Origin of the sequence: Legionella quateirensis (assembly GCF_001467955.1) — a bacterium.
GTDB lineage: Bacteria > Pseudomonadota > Gammaproteobacteria > Legionellales > Legionellaceae > Legionella > Legionella quateirensis.
This window is the reverse complement of sequence record NZ_LNYR01000001.1, coordinates 37,335-57,022: the sequence shown is the minus strand read 5'-3', so window position 1 is coordinate 57,022 and position 19,688 is coordinate 37,335. Positions and strand designations below refer to the sequence as shown.

Below are 19,688 nucleotides of genomic sequence, written 5' to 3'. Positions count from 1 at the left end.
CGAGCAATCCTACCGGCTGTAATAAAGTCTCATTAACTCAAGAGCTCTCTTTAAGTTGGGCATTCGAGGTTTGGCATCCGGAATGGGTTCTCCACGAACATTGGTAATAAAAGCACCGCCAGAAGTTCGCAAAGTAGTTTGACGATCCCGTTCTATCAGAGCCATAGTGCTGTAGCTCCCAGCCAAAACAAAAGGTAAACGATTTTTTTCATCCAGCAAATCCTGACCAATACTGTAATCTATAATAGGATTCTGACAATCAAACGCTCTTTTTAACAGAGTAGGAACAACATCATAACTACTGGTTTCATAATGAATAACCCGTGGTGACTGATCGGGCCAATAAAGAATAAGAGGAACATGAACTTGTACTGCTGTAAAATTACCCGCATGCCCCCAATAATTCAGCTTGTTGTCATTAAACTCCTGGCCATGGTCTGATGTGATCAAAACAATACTGTTCTTCAAGTAACCTTGTTCTTCAATCCGGGTTAATACTTGAGCTAATTCACCATCAATAAAATGTACTGAATTTAGATACCTGTTATAATAAGGGATCGGATCAACGTCATTGGTCATGGCTATTCGTGAACATTCTTTTATAGCTGGTTGATAAGGCGCTGGATAACTTTGGTCTCGGCAATACCCATGTGGCGCATCATAAAACAAATTAAGAAAAAACGGTTGCTTCAAGTTCTTTTCGGTTAAAAATTTTATTGCCTCTTCGGTGACAAATCTGTCTTTATTTCCTATATCATCCCCTGATGCACCATACAGATTTAAATTAGAGACTCCCCCATAGATTGTTTTATCAAATGGAGGAATAACCATTTCACTAGACCAGATCACCCGGATCATATACTGGTATTTTAAAAGTAGCTGAATAAATACAGGTGGGATGTTCTGCTCCAGTACTGCGGTCCAATAACTGCTTGGAATGGAATAAAATAAAGAAAATAATCCCGGCTGAGTTGAATTCCCCCCACTCAGATGCTTCTTGAAGCGCCAACTTCGTTCTGCAAATGCAGCTAAATTAGGCATATACTCAGGTTGTAAACTATCAAACCGCAACGAATCAACCATAATCCAAATAATATTAGGGGGGTTCTCAGGTCTTGAGCACTGTAATGAATGGAGAGGATAATTCAAAGGATCATTAGAAAATAAAGGCTGGTAAAAATGCCCCTCTCCGTACCGATCGAGCAATTCCTCAGCATTTTTATCCGGGATTAAATAAACGATTAATTGATTATAAAACGGTAAATTAGGCGTTTGTTGGCTGAATAAATTATTATTGTCATCTATAGATTGCAGGAGGGTAAAATAGCTGAACAAAAAACCACCCAACCAAAAGAGTGCTATGGTTCGCCCGATCAAAAACTTATCGGTTACTATGATTTTGTTCCAAACAAAAAAAGCAATAGCAACTTCCAGAACCCAGACCAGGCATAAAACCGAAATTGAGATTTTAAGTTCACGTCCAGAGAAATCAAAAACATCATACCACTGCCCATTAAAAAAGAGATTGAAGATATCCATATTCAAATGAAATTTGAACATTGAAAAAACACAATTATTAATAATAAGAAGCATGAGACTTAAGGTTGCGGTTAATACACTCAAGAACCAGATAAACCGTTTAGCCGGTAGGATATAGGCGAGAATCCATATTAATATGGCCGGTATAAAGGCTAATACCATCATATAACTGAAGTAATTAACCAAAGCAAAAAAAACAACCAGAACTTTTCCTGAAATAGTTGTATAGTCAACCAGAAAATTAGCAAACAGTGTGGGAGAAAGAAGAATTTTCTTTAAATAAACTGAGCCAACAATCCAAAATAAAATACTGTTGATTAAAAAAAACCAGCCAACGAATCGTAAAATCAATCTTTTATTTTGAGGATTGTACATAAAAATCAGAAGCCAGGTTAAATCAAAAACAAGATTAGTGTAACGCGTTTACGTACCAACAATCTATACGGGCATAATGATACGGATATATAGTAAAACGCTCCATATCAATATAAGATGACAGCAAAACGCATTGCGTAGAACTGTATTCAAGGAGTGAATTATGCCGTCTCATCCACTTGATCCTTTAAGTATGGAAGAAATCCAACAAGCTTGCGCCCTTCTGAAAAATGAACAGTCTCTGGGGCCTCACCATCAATTTGCCTATGTAGTTCTCGAAGAACCCTCTCAATCCGACATTATTAATACAGAGAAGGAACAAACTCTTGATCGTATTGCATTTGTCTGTGTACTTGATTCAACAACAAATCAAACCTATGAAGGTAATGTAAACCTGACAACAGGAAGCATTACACGCTGGGAATTACTGCCTTTTGACAAACACCCCTATGGACAGGCACCTATTATGCCTGGCGATTATCCTAAATGTGAACGTATTGTAAAATCGGATATGGCCTGGCGGGAAGCGATGAAAAAACGAGGTTTGTCCGACTCAGAAATAGAGCTCATCCAGGTTGATCCCTTTGCTCCAGGATATTTCAATAAAGACGATGAAAAAGGAAAGCGCCTGGTCAGAGCGGTAAGTTATTATCGAGAAAAACTGACTGATAATGCTTATGCACGTCCTATTGAAGGAGTCATTGCTGTTGTTGATCTGGTGAACGAATGTATTCTACGATTGGATGATGATGGCCTCAATACACCAATACCCAAAACCATTATCAACTATGATTCCGCTTCTATTCAAGATACACGCGAAGCTCCGAAACCACTTGACATCACTCAGCCAGAAGGCCCGAGTTTTAAAGTTAATGGCTGGAAAGTGGAATGGCAACAATGGCGATTTCGAGTGGGTTTTACCCCCAGAGAAGGGTTAGTATTACATGCGGTTAACTATCACGATCAGGATCACGATCAGGAGCGACCTATACTCTATCGTGCCAGTATCGTTGACATGGTTGTTCCTTATGCTGATCCCAGCATCAGTCATTACTTTAAATCAGCATTTGACTCAGGGGAAAATGGATTTGGCCGATTTGCAAATCAATTGGAGTTAGGCTGTGATTGTCTGGGACAAATTTATTATTTTGATGTTCCAATAGCTACTGAACATGGTGAGGCAAAACTCTTAAAACATGCCATATGCATGCATGAAGAAGATGCAGGCATCCTATGGAAACACTATGAAACCCGTACTGGCATCTATGAAACACGAAGAGCACGACAATTGGTCGTTAGTTTTTTTACCACAATAGATAATTACGATTACGGATTTTATTGGCGTTTTGGCCAGGACGGCAGTTTAAAACTGGAAGCAAAACTCACAGGAATAGTGCAAACGGCAGCAATTAGTCCGGGAACTAGTTATTCTTGGGGTAGTAAATTAACCAATGAAATTGCAGGACCTTCCCATCAACACTTATTTAGTGCTCGATTGCATATGATGGTGGACGGTGCCAATAATTCAGTATGTGAAAGTGAATTCAAATCAATGCCAGTGAGCGCTGAAAATCCTGATGGCGTAGGTTTTGGAACTACTCAGACGTTGCTCCAGACTGAAAGTGAAGGGGCTCGAGATACCAATGCGGCCACTCAGCGTACCTGGAAAATATTCAATCCCATGATGTTCAATCATGTTGGGGAGCCAACAGCCTATAAACTGGAGTTACCGCAAACTCCTTTATTGCTTGCTCACCCAAGCAGTTGCATTTATCAACGAGCTGGTTATGCCACTCATGGTCTGTGGGTAACACAATATAATCAACGCGAGAAATATGCATCAGGCGATTATCCTAACCAGCATGCAGGAGGGGATGGTGTAACAAAATACGTGCAACAAAATAGGCCCATCATCAATAAACCCATTGTTTTATGGGCTACTTTTGGAGCCACTCATTTGCCAAGGCCGGAAGATTTTCCCGTCATGCCAACTGCAACTGTCATGTTTGAGCTGAAGCCATTTGGCTTTTTTAATCATAATCCAGCATTGGGTTTGCCAGCAGAACGAAACAAAAAAAGTAAGAAACAAAATGAAACAGAATCAGAGCTCGAATTACAGAGCTGTTGTTCTTCGTCCAATTCTCACACCGTATTCAATTTATTTAACAAAGATAGACCAATATCAAGAGAGTCGGAACCATCGCAATCCGAAAAGCCTTTACCGATGGGGTTATGTAAATGACATTCATAAAGTAAATTCAGGAAGAATTATGTGGGATACCAATAAAAAACACTATTTAAGCCAGATCAATAAAATTAAATCTTATATAAAAAATAAGAAATTTATTGCAACTGAGGATCTCGTTGAGGTGCTTTCAAAAGTGATCCAATGCGGTGATAAAATTTGCATCGAAGGTGACAATCAAAAACAAGCAAATTACCTGGCAAGCGCCATGACGCAACTGGACTCAAATCAGATTAATAATCTGCATATGATTCAATCAGCAATAGCATTACCTGAGCACTTGACACTTTTTGAAAAAGGTATTGCATCAAAGATTGATTTTGCCTATTCAGGCCCTCAATCCCTTCGTCTGGCCACTATGGTTAAAAATAAAAAAATTCATATTGGAAACATACATACTTATAATGAATTATTTGCCCGTCTGGTCAGTGATTTAACCCCTGATGTGTGCTTGCTGATGGCTGATCAAGCGGATCATGATGGGAATTTATATACAGGCGCGAATACAGAAGAAACACCAGCCATTATTGAAGCCACTGCGTTTAAAAATGGCGTCGTCATTGTCCAGGTAAATGAAATCGTAGATAAATTACCCAGAATTGATATTCCTGGCGATTGGGTGGATATCATCGTCAAAGGACCTGAATCTTCTACTATACAACCGTTGTTTACACGGGATCCAGCACAAATTAATGAAATTAAAATACTCATGGCCATGATGGTTATTAAAGGAATTTATGCCCCTTATCAAGTTAATATTTTAAATCATGGAATTGGATTTAATACCTGCGCCATCGAATTGCTCCTCCCAACTTATGCCGAATCCTTAGGTTTAAAAGATAAAATCTGCCAACATTGGATATTAAATCCAGTTCCTACATTAATTCCGGCAATTGAGCATGGCTTTGTAAAATCCATTCATGCCTTTGGCGGAGAAGTTGGCATGAATGATTACATCAGAGCTCGCCCAGATATTTTCTTTACTGGAAAGGATGGTTCTTTACGCTCCAACCGCATGTTAGGGCAACTGGCCGGACATTATGCCTGCGATGCATTTATCGGGGCTACTCTGCAAATTGATATAGAAGGAAACAGCTCAACCGCAGTGGACGGTCGAATTGCCGGGTTTGGAGGAGCTCCCAATATGGGCTGTGATGCTCCGGGCAGAAGACACTCATCCTATGCCTGGTTGAAAGCAGGAAAAGAACGTGGTGAGGCCTTATCCAGCAAAATGCCGCGAGGCAGGAAACTGGTCATTCAAATGGTGGAAACGTTTCAAAGCGTCACCCAACCAACCTTTGTAGAACATCTGGATGCCTGGTCGTTACAAAAATCCATGAAAGCGGATCTACCGCCTATCATGATTTACGGCGATGATATTAGTCATATTGTCACGGAAGAAGGCGTCGCCAATCTGCTCATGTGTCGTACTCTGGACGAACGTGAGCAAGCCATCAGAGGTGTCGCCGGATATACCGAAGTTGGAAGAAACAGGGATAAAAAGAAAGTAGATGAATTACGCCATCGCGGCGTGATACAAAGACCAGAGGACTTGGGTATCAAACTGTCTGATGCAACCAGAGATTTACTTGCAGCAAAATCCATGCGCGAACTGGTCGATTACTCAAAAGGTCTTTATGTTCCACCGGCACAGTATAGAAATTGGTAAGGAATAAATATGGAATCCCTTGAATTTAATTTTGAATTAAAAGGTCAGAAGGCACTAGGTAAACGAGTCGTCTGTGGCGTTGTAGGCTCAGGTAATCTTGAAGTGATTATTGAAGAAAATGATCACCAGCGGACACAATTTCACATTGATACTGCAGTTGAGAATTACAAACAGATTTGGTCTATGGTCATCGATGATTTTGTTAAGGAATACCAACCAGTGGGACTCAAATTTACAATCAATGATAATGGAGCAACACCTCCTGTAGTTTCATTAAGACTAAGACAGGCACTTGAGGAGTTTTACGGATATAAAAGAGAGGCCGGTAATTATTTGGAACTGAATGCACGCGAACGAATTACGGCGCTTACCGATGCCGGATCCTTTACTGAATGGCTCAATAATGAGAAATTCTGTAGCCCCCATTTGCCGACCTTAGGCTTACCCGTTGAAGCAGATGATGGCATCGTAATTGGGCAGGCAAAACTGGACTCGCAAAGCGTACTGATAGCGGCACAACAAAAAGACTTTATGGGAGGCGCTGTTGGTGAGGTACATGGTGCAAAACTAACTGGACTATTCAAAGCAGCAATCAAACGGGACATTAAAACCGTCATTTTATTAATTGACAGTGGCGGTGTTCGACTTCATGAAGCAAATGGTGGAGAAATCGCTATTTCAGAAGCGATTAGGGCAATCTTTGAAGCAAGGAATAAAGGAATAATGACCCTGGGGGTTGTTTGTGGAAAAAATGGCGCCTTTGGCGGTATGGGTATCATATCTGCCTGTTTGGACTACATCATTGTCAATGAAATTGCTCGCATAGGAGTATCTGGAGCTGAGGTTATTCAGGCTGTAAAAGGTATTGAAGCGTTTGATGCAGAAGACCGGGCATTAGTCTGGAGAGTTTATGGGGGAAAAACCAGATACTTACAAGACATAGCCCAATCTTATGTAGACTCATCCGTTGAATCGATCAAGAAAACCATCAAAGCGGTCATGCAGAAAAAAACACCTCTGACTTTGGACGGGCTAAAAAAACAACATGCCCTGTTAAAAAACCGTTTGGAACACACCAAATCGTGTCAGGAGGAAGGCGAGTATTTAACAATGCATTTCCCACAACTCGCACCTACTCTTTTTAACATGGATGAAAAAAGCTTTTTAGAGGCGGCCAGACACATTAAAAAGGAGATGCCATGATTCGTTTAAATGCAGTGATGGACGGCATATTCGGGACTCATTATCAACTTAAAGAAAAAAGCTCCGTTATTTTCGGTACAGGGCAAATTGGCAAACAGCAGTTCCAGGTTCTGGGCGTAAAGGAGTCTACTTTTTTGGGCGCAGAACAAGCATTGATTATGGCAGAACAAATTATTGACCTCATGGAACAAAAATCCAAAGATCCTCTTTTATTATTGGTTGATGTGGCTGGGCAACAATTAACCATGCGCGATGAATGGCTGGGAATGTATCAATACTTTGGTCATTTACTCACTGGATTGGCGTGTCTTCGCCAGCAAGGAAATCAAATAATTTCATTAGTTTATAATCAGGCAGTTGGAGGTGGATTTATCGCTTATGGTTTAATGGCCGACACCATTTTAGCCTTGCCAGATGCGGAGTTAGCCGTCATGTGGCTAGAAGGAATTGCAAAAGTTACCAAAATTGAATTAAGTGCTCTTGAAGAATTAAGCAAATCCTTACCCATATTTGCTCCTGGTGTTAAAAATTTCTATAAGCTTGGTGGATTACATCAAATAGTTGAATTAGCGCAAATACCCGGGACACTGGAGCACCTGTTAAAGCAAAACGGCACAGATGATGTACGTGCACAATTAGGAAAAGAACGCGGAGGGAGAACGTTGGCATATACAGTCATCAATGCTGTAGAGAATCTGCCATTATGAATCAACGGCATCAACTCATCTATGTTGCGCCAAACTCTTCATTCAAAATAAATTCGAGCTATGGACCCAATCAAGAGATTGTAGACTGTATATCTGAATGGCTTAATAACGGATTGCCTTGTATTTACGCAAGACAATTAGTACATGATGAGTTGGGGCTACATGTGGGTTTGCCAATTCTGCTTAATAACAAAAAGTATCGTATCAGTATGACTCTGAACAAAAAGGAGCTTATCAAGGTACAGGACTTACCAAAACTCGCGGAGATGAGCGATTATTGGTCTCAAAAGTTGGGACAGCACTCAAAAAATGGATATTCTCAACAGGACCTATCAGACTTTCAATCCATTTCGGTTTACGGTTCACATTTGTTCGAGTATCTTTCAAACCAACCTTTTGTAAACGATCATTCAGATTTGGACTTACTCATTGATTACGACAATTGCTCACTGTCCGAACTAGGACGAAGAGTAACCAGTTTAAAACGGATTTTCGGAGTTCGTATCGATGGAGAGGTCCGATTTCATGATTTGGGCGATATTGCCCTATATGAACTAATGAATTCTTCTACGAATCAATTTCTGTTTAAAAATTCTAAAGATATCGGATTGATAACACGACATGAACTTTATGAACAGTACCCCAGTTTATCCTGAATCTAACCATAAAATTGCACACCGAATGGCCAAAATAGCAATTCGTTCCCTGTATTTTGAAATTAGAGCCTATCCTAAGCCGGGTTTGGTTAGTTTTATTGACTCCGGCGCTCATCATGACATGGATGGGGAAACTTTTTATCGCAGCCTGTTTACCTTACGTCATTATTTTTATCTTATTACCCGACACGGACTGGAAAACAGAACATTTGCTGAATTACGGCAGACGGCACTTAATGCGGAATGCCAAATGATGAAGACAACAAAAGGTATTAATACCCATCGCGGAGCAATTTTTGCTCTTGGAATTTTATGCGTTTCGGCAGCACGAATGAGTAAGGAAAAGACGTCATTCACCCAAATGGAACTTTATGAGCAACTCATTAAGGACTGGAGAAACAGTTTACAAAAACACCGCAACAATAACGGTAATGGCGCATTGGTTCGAAGCAAATATTCTGTAGTAGATGCAAGGCAAATGGCCATCAATGGTTATGAACCCATATTCGAATTATGCTCCTCATTTACTACTCTTTTTACCAAGACCCAATCTCTGGATCATTGTTGTCTATTTGCTTATCTGGTGCTCTTGACTAAAATTGATGATACCAATGTACTGTTCAGAAAGGGTATGGAAGGTCTGAATTTTGCGAAAATGAAAGCACACGAGTTGTTAGACATTGAGTGCATTAACAGGCGACAACAAGAAGCATTAAAAACGCATGCCCTTTTTTCCAGGGAAGGAATCAGCCCGGGTGGTGTTGCTGATTTGATGAGTGTCTTATTATTTATTAGCCAACTATTTTGTGAACCTCTTTTATGTCATTACTAATTGCGTTTTCTGGTCAGGGATTACAAGATGCCAATATGTTTAAAATGCTGGCTGAGGATGATTTTGGCAGACAATGGTTAAATGACGCATCGCAACAGATCGGTCTGGAACTGCAGGATAAAAAAATTGTCGCGCAGTATTGTCATGACACAGTATATGCTCAACTTTTTTTAACGGTACTCAGTGTTGGCTCGTATCAAGCGCTCATCCAGAAAACAGGCTTAAGTCCTCAACTTCTTTGTGGATATAGCCTGGGGGAATTATCTGCTTATGCTGCCAGTGCCAGATTAAGTATTAAAGAATTATGCTCTCTTTCTTATAAAAGAGCAGAACTGATGCAACAAGTGACCACTGAAGTTGCAGCAGGAGAGTCCTGTGGTTTGGTTGCATTAAAAGGAAACATAGACCTGAATAGTGCCCAGCGCCTCTCTACCCGCTTTAACTGCCCCATTGCCATCATTAATGCAGACGATCATTATATTCTTGGGGGTCTTGCAACTCATTTGGAATTACTACTGAATGAGGCAAAATCGCATGGAGTTCGCACAACAAAACGATTGGAAGTGAATTTACCCTCACATACGCCCTTACTGATTAAAGCAACGGACGCTTTTTTAAGTTCCCTGGAACATTATCAACACTACGTGATGCACATTCCCATACTGAATTCATTAACAAACGAACTCATTTCTTCATCAAAAGAAATGATTCCGATACTCGCTAAAGAGCTCTCACAAACACTGCATTGGAACAAAGTCATGAAGTTAGCTCCAGAATATGGAACTGACATCTTCCTGGAGTTGGGAGCAGGAAGTTCATTAAAAAAAATGTATCTTGCCGAAAACGCTCAATGTCGTGCTTATAGCCTTGATGATTTTGCAACAATAAACGGTCTTAGTCATTTTATACTAAAGCATTTCGAAAAGCCCTGACTGTACAGGACTTAATTAAGAAAAATTTCACAATTTAACACAATAATCTCTACCAGGTCAGCCGCTTTAAAATCCCCTCATTTATTTGCGGCCACTCACTGGATAAAATACTAAAAATAACCGTATCAGTAATTGCTCCATTATGATGAATCATATGCTCACGAAGCACTCCCTCTTCTCTGGCGCCCAATTTTTTCAGATTGTTATAGGAGCGCTCATTATTGGGATCTGTAGCGATTTGAATACGATTAAATCGCCAATCTTCAATTGCCTGACGAAATAATAACCACATACATTCAAGACTTATTTTCCTCCCCCAAACATTGGGGGAAAACCAACCATAGCCAACTTCCAAACGCTTGTGCTGTACGTCTATATCGTAATATGAGCGACAACCAACAACCTGACCATCACTGATACAACGAATAACATAGGTAATCTGAAGTCCCGTATTGTGTTTGATTAAACTCTCATTAAACCAATCATCAAAATACTCATCATGAGCCTTCATAGGCATAAAGGTCCAAATTCGTTCATCATTTGCCGCTATACGCAATGATTCATAATGAAGATTATCCAATAATTCGAGATGAATGGTCTGGCCAATGAGATTTTTTAAAACCAAGGGATCATTAAGCATAGTTCTGTTCATTACAATGGATTAGACGGAGACGATTGTAGCTTATCAGCTCTCAATATTAAATTTAAACCAGTGAAAGTGCATATAAATAAGCCTCAAAAAAAATACCTGGTTAAATTAATGCTGGCCATGTGCTCTGTGTACAGCTCTTCTTTGTGCTGCACGATATTTGGTAAATTTTTTACCCATTTTTAATTTTATAGAACTAGTTGACGATAATTGGCTGTCGGTTGCTTGGGTAGATCCTGAAGCCGAGCTTGGTGTTACTCCTGTTAAAGGGGTACACGAAACAAGAAATCCTAAAGTACAAAATAATAGCAATACCTTCTGATTTACCATCGAAAAAACTCCTTCAGCACGATTAAAAATAACCTGGATTCTGCGAGTCACTCCTACACTATAGCTCACTCTACAGCAAAAACGAGCTTTACATGAAGAAATGACGATCAAAAGACACCATTTATGCCCTCTACACGATAGGATAATTCACCTAAACCAACCGGAAAAACGTCACAAGACCAACATGAAGCGAACACTAAAAGCTCATTAAAAGCTCGCATTAATTGCAAATAATACTGTATCACTGGTTTTACCTAAGTTGGCTCGACTTGCTGAATAAAAAACAGGGAGTAATTGTCCTGTTGCAAAATCATCAATACCATAATTTACATCATGCTGAAATCCTAAACTCTCAGTTGTATTACGCCATAATGAAGTATTCAGGGCCAAAGAGTATTCTCGAGCAGGTAATAAGAAAGCCAACGATTCTCTAGTTAAAGTATAACCTATAGCAATACTGCTCGGTTTGTTGAATATTGTAAATGAATATGCGGCTTCAATATCGAAGGCCTGTGGTTTTGCTCCATGACGATTATAGGACAAATCTTCTATCGCAAAAGCTGTTGTTGCCGTTAGATATTCAGCAACAAAACTGTATGCATTTATTGAATAACTGGCATTAAAATCAAATCCAGGAACCTTATGTTTTAATATATTGCCATTTCCACAAGGATAAGCAAATCCGCCAAAAACAGTACAAAATTGAGAATTTTGACTGTTTAATTGCATTCCCTCTGCATCTGCAATATTTGAAATATAACCAACTCCTATACCTCCGTTCCAATTACTTTCAGTGAGGGTGTACTGAGCGCTTAAACCCCACTCATTAATCGTGTTGTTACCTATTACAGAGGTCACCGTTTCCCCTTGGTACCCATAAGCATCCAAATCAAGTTCTGCTTTGTCGGTACTATGGGTATAACCTAGCAATATAGGTCGCTCAATAGTCGAAAATAGTGTGGAGGTTAATGGGCTATTAATCATAAAACCATTATATTGACCAAAAGGGAGGTACATTTGTCCAATTGACCCATACCAATCGGATTTATTCAGATTGCCAATACTTAAATACCCTTGTTCCAGATATACTCTTGAGTTTGCTTCTCTGGGACCAATTTGAGGAGGAGTCAATCCATCTGGCGGCTGATTATCGTAATCAAAACTAAAAAACCCAGTCACCCATGAACCCATACCGGCTAGTGCGGTTATGTTTGCAGTTGTCAAATCGATATCATTTGTAGGCGGGCCTATATAAGGCCTGGTATTATAAATTTGAGCACCTAAAGAACCACTTAAAACGAGATAATATTCAGAAGCTTTAGCCTTGGAGTCCGAAAAAGCATTTTCAATCTCTTGTCGATATTGTAGGGCGAGTAAGTCTCCATTTTGTTGGGATATGTTGGTGAGTAAATCAGAACCGTCATAAGCTGAAGGCGAGCCTAAATAGGGTGAAATAACGACGGGTATTCCTCCCAGGGTTAATACATTATGGTTTTGTTTCACTGCATTATCAGTATGCCCTGACGAATTAGACTTATCCGCATTCTGCTTTGAAGAACTCTCCGATTTTGAGAGAGTTATATTCTGGGAAGTACCTTGATGGTTTGGAGCAATAAAAGTACGGGCTTTTGCATTGTGCTTCGCTGAAGCCTTTTTGTTATTTGATGATTTTTTTAAAGCAGTTTCTAATGTCTGTCTTGGCTTAATTGTACCTTTATGAGTTTGTGTCTTTTTATGAGTATTTGTATGTTCATAAAGTTGTCGTCTTAATTGCACAACCTCATTTCTTAAAGAGCGTGTTTCTTCTATCAACGCATCAATTTGCTCGGGGGTTAAATTAGTAGCTGAAGCATTGCTTGCGCTTATCCATAAAACGAATACCATCAACATCCGGTTTTTAAAATGTAACAGGCGATGCATACTCATTTTATTCATTAAATTAATACTTCTGGCTTTATGAACATGAACTGCAAGAATAATTTATTTATTTACCATATCCAAGCCAAATTTATGATTAATAATGAATTTACTGTTTAATCATTTGTTATTACATCATCTTCAAAGGCTTCAATAAAAAGATCAGTGATCATTGTCCAGCCCTCCCCGACAGTAAAGGAAAAATGCTCAACAGCCCCAAATTGTTAACAGTTCCCATTTATGAATCACTTAAAAGCTGGACTCCTTATAAAATGATCACGATTGCATATTTGTCTATTGCCACCTATTATTTAGATCTTTTACTATAAATCAATTACCTGATTTATTAACACAACTGAAGTGTAGAAATATACCCATAAAAGGACTTAGAAATGGACAAATGTAGGCAGCTTCATCATTATTTTGAGAAATCAGTCGAAATTTATCCAAGCAATATCGCTTTAATATGCGATGATGCCTTAATTTCTTATCAGGAATTAGAAGAACGTACCAATCAGCTTGCTCATTATTTAGCTCAAAACCAAATAAAAAATGGAAGCATTGTTGGTATACTTTTAGAACGATCAATAGAATGTTATATAGCCATTTTGGCAGTATTGAAATCAGGAGCGGCTTATGTTCCTATTGAAATTGATTATCCAGAAGAGCGCATCAATTATATTTTTTCAGATCTTCCATTTGATGCAGTACTGACTTCATCGAATCAATTCAACCAAAAGAAATTAAACTGGCCAGCTGTAATGATATTGGATCAAATCGGCCATCAGATTTCACAGCAACCAAGCACTCGTCTAACCATTGATGATAGCGAAACTGATGAAAATAACCTCTGTTATATCATTTATACTTCCGGATCTACAGGTAAGCCTAAGGGTGTAGAAATACCACATAGCAGTATTTGTCATTATGTTTCAGTAGCAAGCAAGCTGTACGAAATGACTGATAAAGACAGAGTCTATCAAGGATTTTCCCTGGCGTTTGATGCCTCATTGGAAGAGTTGTGGATGGCTTTTGCTAATGGTGCCACCTTAGTTGCCTGTACTGAAAAAGAAGTACGTTCTGGAGTCGGTTTAATTTCCTTTTTACGACAACTCCAGGTTAGTGTATTTTCAACAGTTCCCACCCTGCTATCGACACTTGAAGGGCAACTACCTGATCTACGATTATTAATTTTGGGCGGAGAAATGTGCTCGGCCAGTTTGGTCAAACGTTGGAGTAGACCTGGCTTGAGAATTATGAATACCTATGGCCCAACTGAGGCAACAGTTATCGCCACCTATTTTGAATGTCATCCAGAGAGCGAAGTGACGATTGGACAACCATTACCTGGATATGAAGTAGTGCTTGTTGATGAACACTTACAAGAAGTTAAAGTTGGTGAAGAAGGTGAATTATGTATTGGCGGCTCCGCATTAGCTCGTGGATACGTGAATAGACCTGAAACTACCGCTGAAAAATTTATATTCAATCCCAATAATCCCCAACAACGTTTATACAGAACCGGCGATTTGGCGAGAAAAACTGCGAATGGTGATTTACAATTTGCTGGAAGAATTGATGATCAAGTGAAACTTAGGGGATTTCGTATAGAATTAAACGAAATTGAAACGGTAATTTTAGATTATCAAGGCATCAGTCAAGCGGTAGTTTCTTTGCAAAAACTGGATCAGCCATCTTTGGTGGCTTATCTGTTGTTAGAGAATAAAGAGAGCTTTAACCTTGATGCATTCCAGTCCTTTTTGCGAAGCAGATTACCAGATTATATGATTCCCTCTTTTATTGAGATTTTAGAAGCATTTCCTTTATTGTCTAGTGGTAAAGTGAACAGAAAGGAACTCCCCAAACCGACCCCTAAAAAAACGAGCAGTGTATATGAAGCACCTGGCTCAGAGCTGGAAAGCAAAATAGCTTTTGTTTGGGAACAAGCCCTGGGGTGTAATTCTCTTTCTGTTACTGCAGATTTTTTCTATGATTTAGGTGGTCACTCCTTGATCGCCGCAAAAACCATATCTAATTTGCGAAAAATACCCGAATTAAAAAACATCTCAATTTTGGATCTGTATAAACATCCAACCATTAAACAACTGGCTCTGATTTTTGGTAATTCTAATAAAGACGAGCAAACTCAAGAAAATAGTCCGCCTAGAGAAAAATACAGAGCACCTGCATGGAAGTATTATCTTTGTGGAGTAGGCCAGTTTTTCGGGTGTATTTTTCAATATGCGGTAGGCGCCTGGCAGTTATTAGCGATTATTTTGGCTTACACCTGGATAACTTCGGAGTATTCATTCATTTCCCGAGAAGCGCAAATTGCATTTTTAGGGCTATTTTTATCCATGCCACTTATATCGATCGCGATTACAGTGACGATGAAATGGCTCTTGCTAGGACGTGTAAAACCAGGAGTATATCCTCTTTGGGGCTGGTTTTATTATCGATGGTGGTTGGTTCAACGACTTCAAAAGAATACTCATTTAAATAAGTATTTAATTGGCTCTCCATTAATCAATCTTTATTATAAGGTTCTGGGAGCAAAAATTGGCAAAAACAGCTACATCGGAACCATGCAGATTTTAACACCCGATTTATTCGAAATTGGTGAGAACTCATCTTTAGGTAGTGACAGCAAATTTAATGGATATATCGTCGAAGACGGGTGGTTAAAAATTGGGACAATCAAGATCGAAGATAACTGTTACATTGGTTCCAGAGCGGTACTTGGATTGAATACAGTGATTGAAGATAACGCTGTATTGGAAGATATGTCCATGCTTCCGGATAACAGCTTGATCCCTCAAGGAACTTATTACGCCGGCTCACCGGCTCTGCCTGCTAGTTTACCGAAAGATCACATTACAAAAAGAAAATCCAAAGTGGAGGAGTACAGCCTATTGGATTCCACTGTTTTTGGTCTTCTACACTATCTGGGTTTAGTTTTGGTAATGGTCGCTTACTATATGTGCATCATACCCGGCATCTCTTTAATGACTTACTTTTATGATGAAGGACATTATTTTATCACGATGTTTTTTGCTGTTCCCATAGGCACCATACTCTTTTTATTTTTGCACTATTTGAGCATCGTTCTCTGTAAAAAAATACTATTGAATAAAATAAAGCCCGGCAGTTACTCTTTGAAAAGCATGTACTATCTCAGACATTGGATCATGGTGAAGATGCTGGATGAGGACGAAATATTTGTAATGGCAGATACTCTTTATTTCCCCATGTTTTTGCGCCTTCTGGGAGCCAAACTTGGAAAAGGTGTGGAAATGGGCGAGACCCCGCATATCATTCCTGATTTAGTGACGATAGATGACGGTGGATTCACTGCAAGTTCTGTGGCTCTTGCCTGGCCCACTGTTCACCAAGGCTATATTACCTTCTCTCCATCTTATATAGGCAAGAAAGGGTTTGTCGGTAACGTCAGTTTATTGCCTGGAGGAAAAACAATAGGTGATGGAGGATTATTAGGCTGCCTCTCTTTACCTCCAGAAAGCAACAAATCATCGGAAGCAAATACTGCCTGGCTTGGCTCACCAGCGGTATTTTTACCCAAAAGGGAAACATTTGCAGGTTATTCTGAACAACAAACTTATAATCCGCCAAGGAAATTGTATTTAATCAGATTGGTCATTGAATTTATCAGGATCATAATACCAACTACATTTTCCTTTATAGTTTTATTTAACATGCTTTATGTTTTGGACTACATGATCAATAAATACTCATGGGAAATGGCCGCTTTAGTATTACCATTTGCTGAGTTATTCATTACGGTAGGATTAATCGGTGTTTTGGTTGGATTAAAATGGGCGATGTTAGGTAAACTGAAATCATTAACCAAGCCCATATGGGATGTATTCATCTGGAAAAACGATATAATTGAATATTCTTATAACTATTTTATCAATCCCCACTTTACCAACAAAATTTTGGGGACACCCTTCGCATTGTTAGTGCACCGCTGTTTAGGAACCAAGGCAGGTAAACGGGTTTTCACAGACAGTGCCGAATTTTCTGAATTTGATTTAATTACTATCGGCGATGATGTCTGCATTAACACGGATACTATTATTCAGACCCATCTTTACGAAGACAGAATATTCAAAGTGTCCAATGTGACCATTAACTCTGGTTGTAATATAGGGGTTGGATCAATCGTACTTTATAATACCTTAATGGAAGAAAACTCAACATTGGGCAGCTTATCTTTGGTTATGAAGGGGGAACGTCTGCCAGAAAACACCCAATGGGCAGGAATTCCAGCTCAATCGCTGATGGTAACAAACAATGCGTATCATCATGTAACTGAATCGGTTATTGACACAGAGGTCAAGGAGGTACTGCCTGATTTGGTGTAACGTTCATTTTATACCACTCTTTTAAAGACAACCGGATTTATTATTGTCCAAGAAGGGAAAAACGTATACAAGACACTATTAACCTAAGTTCAACAATTGAACTTAGGTTAAATTTACCCAAAAGAAAGTATCTATAATAACCAGACGTCTGTAATAAACACTCATTAGTTACATAATCCCCTTATGTATTTTTAGGCATAAACAGAGATAATAAAATCAACATGATTGTTTTATATCCATCACTTCCTTATAATTGCCATCAATTACAATAACAATAAGGTAAGTTCATATGAAAAAATGGATATTAGCAGCAGCAAGTAGTGTGGTTATGTTTAATGCCTACGCCAATGAAGGTTTATGTGGATACAAAGATTATTTTCATTTGAGCGATACAGCACATCCAGGTATTTATGTAGTCAGTGGCTATAGTGAATCAGATGTTATTTTGGAACGAGTAGGCCCACGTAGCTTTATTATTAGAGACGGTTTTGATTGTCGCTCTGGTTATGCCCATGTAACAGTAGCATATGATAATGAAAACTGGTGTGTACTGGACATCAAAGACGGTCCATTTATGTACACACCTACCGTTAGCGCATCGTGTAAGGGAATACGCTATTTAGGTCTTAGCTACGACAGTTTTGGAAGTTATTCTTACTCAATTAATTTGGACTAAGATCCAATTAACGTTTTTTAATCCCCAGAGCCGACATCAGTGCGCGAGTCATATCGCGCACAAGCTGACGTACAATTTGCCGAAATAAAGTGTTTTTCGTAACAGCAGTAATTACTGAAGGTTCATTTGTATCTTTACTCATCTCAGTCTTTGAGTTTTGCTGTTGCTCTGCTTTACTGTTCTGAGCAGCCAAAATTTCTTTAGCTGAATTTCGTTCCAGGCGTTGGCTATAACGCGGGTATAAAGTTGAGGCAGCAACAACCTGATTTAACTCCTGATCACTTAAAATCCCCATCCTTGATTCAGGCGCTCTTATCATGCACTGGATTAACGGCGTAGGCTGACCTTTACCATCCAAACTGCTGGCTAAAGCTTCACCTATTCGCAAAGCGGTTAATAATTGCTCTGTATCATAGTATTCGGATGGTGGAAAATTCTGAGCGACCAACTTCATCGCTTTTCGATCTTTAGCAGTAAACGCTCGTAAAGCATGCTGGATTTTTAATCCTAACTGACTTAATACGCTTTCAGGAATATCATTAGGCGTTTGAGTACAAAATATTAATCCCACCCCCTTGGAACGAATTAATTTCACCATAGTATCCAGCAAACTGAGCAAGGCTTTGCTGGCATTACTAAAAATCAGGTGTGCTTCATCAATAAATAAAATAAGCTTGGGCTTGTCCGGATCACCCAACTCTGGCATTTTACGGTATACGTCGGATAATAATTTCAGCATGAAGGTAGAAAATAATTTAGGCTTATCCTGCATGTCCAACAGCCGCAAAATTGAAATGATCCCTAAACCTTGCGCGTTCGTTCGAACCAAATCCAAAACATCAAATGCAGGTTCACCAAAAAACTCATCGCCTCCCTGAGATTCCAACTCGATAATTTTACGCATGATGGTGCCCACTGAAGATGCTGCGACCCCGCCAAAGCGGGCTTCAATTTTCTCCTTTCCAGCATCAGTTTGCACGTATTGTAATAAACTTTTCAGATCAGCCAACTCAATCAAAGGTAACTGCTCTTGCTTGGCGTATTCAAACAAAACAGTTACAACCCCTTCCTGAGTCTCATTGACATCAAGCATTCGGGCAAATAATACAGGTCCAAAATCAGAAACAGTTGAGCGTAGTGGTACTCCAGGATGAGACTCATTCAAGGTCAAAAATTCAACCGGAAAACCACGAGGGATAAAATCCAGATGTAACGATTTACTTCTAGTGATCATAGTCTCTGATGCAGCTCCGGGCATGGCCAAACCAGAAATATCACCCTTAATATCCATAACCAGACAGGGGACCCCTGCCAAAGAGAGTTGCTCGCTCAAGACCTGGATGGTTTTGGTTTTACCGCTACCCGTAGCACCAGCAATCAATCCATGACGGTTAAAAGATTTTAATACCAGATTTACCGGAGCATCAGTAAGAAGTTGATTTTCAACTTCAATGCCACCTAGCTGCAATGAAGGCAAGATTCCGGATTGATAGGGAATACGTAAATCTTCATACATAAAAAATATCCTTATGAACCAAATATCTTAAGTATAATCTTAAAACTCGGACATTGC

14 protein-coding genes are annotated in these 19,688 nt (G+C 39.4%); 9 read left to right on the top strand and 5 right to left on the bottom strand.

Features of this window, described 5'->3' with window-relative positions:
• Positions 1 to 9 precede the first annotated feature (9 nt).
• Positions 10 to 1,914, bottom strand: a complete 1,905-nt coding sequence (locus tag Lqua_RS00325) for a DUF3413 domain-containing protein (RefSeq protein WP_058472326.1) — start codon at positions 1,912 to 1,914, stop codon at positions 10 to 12.
• Positions 1,915 to 2,077: 163 nt separating this feature from the next.
• On the opposite strand from Lqua_RS00325, the gene Lqua_RS00320 reads away from it, so the two are divergent.
• Genes Lqua_RS00320 through Lqua_RS00290 form a run of 7 tightly spaced genes read left to right on the top strand, consistent with a single transcriptional unit; the run spans position 2,078 to position 10,158 of the window.
• Entirely contained in the window at positions 2,078 to 4,156 is a 2,079-nt protein-coding gene (locus Lqua_RS00320) for a primary-amine oxidase (RefSeq protein WP_065240126.1), read from the top strand.
• A 28-nt stretch (positions 4,157 to 4,184) separates the two neighbouring features.
• Positions 4,185 to 5,828, top strand: a complete 1,644-nt coding sequence (mdcA, locus tag Lqua_RS00315) for a malonate decarboxylase subunit alpha (protein ID WP_058472325.1) — start codon at positions 4,185 to 4,187, stop codon at positions 5,826 to 5,828.
• A 9-nt stretch (positions 5,829 to 5,837) separates the two neighbouring features.
• Entirely contained in the window at positions 5,838 to 7,031 is a 1,194-nt protein-coding gene (locus Lqua_RS00310; RefSeq protein ID WP_058472324.1) for a biotin-independent malonate decarboxylase subunit beta, read from the top strand.
• On the top strand, positions 7,028 to 7,738 hold the full coding sequence (locus tag Lqua_RS00305; RefSeq protein ID WP_058472323.1) for a biotin-independent malonate decarboxylase subunit gamma: 711 nt from the start codon (positions 7,028 to 7,030) through the stop codon (positions 7,736 to 7,738). Before Lqua_RS00310 ends, Lqua_RS00305 begins: the two co-directional genes overlap by 4 nt.
• Positions 7,735 to 8,394 carry a malonate decarboxylase holo-[acyl-carrier-protein] synthase gene (gene mdcG, locus Lqua_RS00300; RefSeq protein WP_058472322.1) on the top strand — a complete coding sequence of 220 codons (660 nt, stop codon included), beginning with the start codon at positions 7,735 to 7,737 and terminating at the stop codon, positions 8,392 to 8,394. The genes Lqua_RS00305 and mdcG overlap by 4 nt, the downstream gene beginning before the upstream one ends.
• On the top strand, positions 8,369 to 9,226 hold the full coding sequence (locus tag Lqua_RS00295) for a triphosphoribosyl-dephospho-CoA synthase (protein ID WP_058472321.1): 858 nt from the start codon (positions 8,369 to 8,371) through the stop codon (positions 9,224 to 9,226). The genes mdcG and Lqua_RS00295 overlap by 26 nt, the downstream gene beginning before the upstream one ends.
• Positions 9,214 to 10,158 (top strand): acyltransferase domain-containing protein, encoded by a 945-nt coding sequence (locus Lqua_RS00290; RefSeq protein WP_058472320.1) that lies wholly within the window; start codon positions 9,214 to 9,216, stop codon positions 10,156 to 10,158. The genes Lqua_RS00295 and Lqua_RS00290 overlap by 13 nt, the downstream gene beginning before the upstream one ends.
• Before the next feature lie 49 nt (positions 10,159 to 10,207).
• Here the strand turns inward: Lqua_RS00290 and Lqua_RS00285 are convergent, their stop codons facing one another.
• The 3 genes from Lqua_RS00285 to Lqua_RS00275 form a co-directional block, all read right to left on the bottom strand.
• The gene (locus Lqua_RS00285) at positions 10,208 to 10,798 is read right to left on the bottom strand and encodes a GNAT family N-acetyltransferase (protein WP_058472319.1); all 591 of its coding nucleotides are present in this window, start codon (positions 10,796 to 10,798) and stop codon (positions 10,208 to 10,210) included.
• 117 nt (positions 10,799 to 10,915) lie between these two features.
• Positions 10,916 to 11,137, bottom strand: coding sequence for a hypothetical protein (locus Lqua_RS00280; RefSeq protein ID WP_058472318.1), 222 nt, complete (start codon positions 11,135 to 11,137; stop codon positions 10,916 to 10,918).
• Between the two features lie 207 nt (positions 11,138 to 11,344).
• Complete coding sequence (locus Lqua_RS00275; protein ID WP_115148656.1) at positions 11,345 to 13,072, bottom strand: LbtU family siderophore porin; 1,728 nt, start codon at positions 13,070 to 13,072, stop codon at positions 11,345 to 11,347.
• Positions 13,073 to 13,446: 374 nt separating this feature from the next.
• On the opposite strand from Lqua_RS00275, the gene Lqua_RS00270 reads away from it, so the two are divergent.
• Entirely contained in the window at positions 13,447 to 17,439 is a 3,993-nt protein-coding gene (locus Lqua_RS00270) for a Pls/PosA family non-ribosomal peptide synthetase (protein ID WP_058472316.1), read from the top strand.
• 289 nt (positions 17,440 to 17,728) lie between these two features.
• A complete protein-coding gene (locus tag Lqua_RS00265; protein WP_058472315.1) occupies positions 17,729 to 18,115 on the top strand; it encodes a hypothetical protein in 387 nt (128 codons plus the stop codon).
• Positions 18,116 to 18,122: 7 nt separating this feature from the next.
• Here the strand turns inward: Lqua_RS00265 and Lqua_RS00260 are convergent, their stop codons facing one another.
• Positions 18,123 to 19,631 (bottom strand): helicase HerA-like domain-containing protein, encoded by a 1,509-nt coding sequence (locus Lqua_RS00260; protein WP_058472314.1) that lies wholly within the window; start codon positions 19,629 to 19,631, stop codon positions 18,123 to 18,125.
• Positions 19,632 to 19,688: the final 57 nt, after the last annotated feature.

What these genes read in the sequence shown, in the direction of transcription:
- Lqua_RS00325 (WP_058472326.1), bottom strand. Translation starts at nt 1,914, where the DNA reads ATGTACAATCCTCAAAATAAAAGATTGATTTTACGATTCGTTGGCTGG.
- Lqua_RS00320 (WP_065240126.1), top strand. Translation starts at nt 2,078, where the DNA reads ATGCCGTCTCATCCACTTGATCCTTTAAGTATGGAAGAAATCCAACAA.
- Lqua_RS00285 (WP_058472319.1), bottom strand. Translation starts at nt 10,798, where the DNA reads ATGCTTAATGATCCCTTGGTTTTAAAAAATCTCATTGGCCAGACCATT.
- mdcA (WP_058472325.1), top strand. Translation starts at nt 4,185, where the DNA reads ATGTGGGATACCAATAAAAAACACTATTTAAGCCAGATCAATAAAATT.
- Lqua_RS00310 (WP_058472324.1), top strand. Translation starts at nt 5,838, where the DNA reads ATGGAATCCCTTGAATTTAATTTTGAATTAAAAGGTCAGAAGGCACTA.
- Lqua_RS00290 (WP_058472320.1), top strand. Translation starts at nt 9,214, where the DNA reads ATGTCATTACTAATTGCGTTTTCTGGTCAGGGATTACAAGATGCCAAT.
- Lqua_RS00260 (WP_058472314.1), bottom strand. Translation starts at nt 19,631, where the DNA reads ATGTATGAAGATTTACGTATTCCCTATCAATCCGGAATCTTGCCTTCA.
- Lqua_RS00295 (WP_058472321.1), top strand. Translation starts at nt 8,369, where the DNA reads ATGAACAGTACCCCAGTTTATCCTGAATCTAACCATAAAATTGCACAC.
- Lqua_RS00265 (WP_058472315.1), top strand. Translation starts at nt 17,729, where the DNA reads ATGAAAAAATGGATATTAGCAGCAGCAAGTAGTGTGGTTATGTTTAAT.
- Lqua_RS00270 (WP_058472316.1), top strand. Translation starts at nt 13,447, where the DNA reads ATGGACAAATGTAGGCAGCTTCATCATTATTTTGAGAAATCAGTCGAA.
- Lqua_RS00275 (WP_115148656.1), bottom strand. Translation starts at nt 13,072, where the DNA reads ATGAATAAAATGAGTATGCATCGCCTGTTACATTTTAAAAACCGGATG.
- Lqua_RS00305 (WP_058472323.1), top strand. Translation starts at nt 7,028, where the DNA reads ATGATTCGTTTAAATGCAGTGATGGACGGCATATTCGGGACTCATTAT.
- Lqua_RS00280 (WP_058472318.1), bottom strand. Translation starts at nt 11,137, where the DNA reads ATGGTAAATCAGAAGGTATTGCTATTATTTTGTACTTTAGGATTTCTT.
- mdcG (WP_058472322.1), top strand. Translation starts at nt 7,735, where the DNA reads ATGAATCAACGGCATCAACTCATCTATGTTGCGCCAAACTCTTCATTC.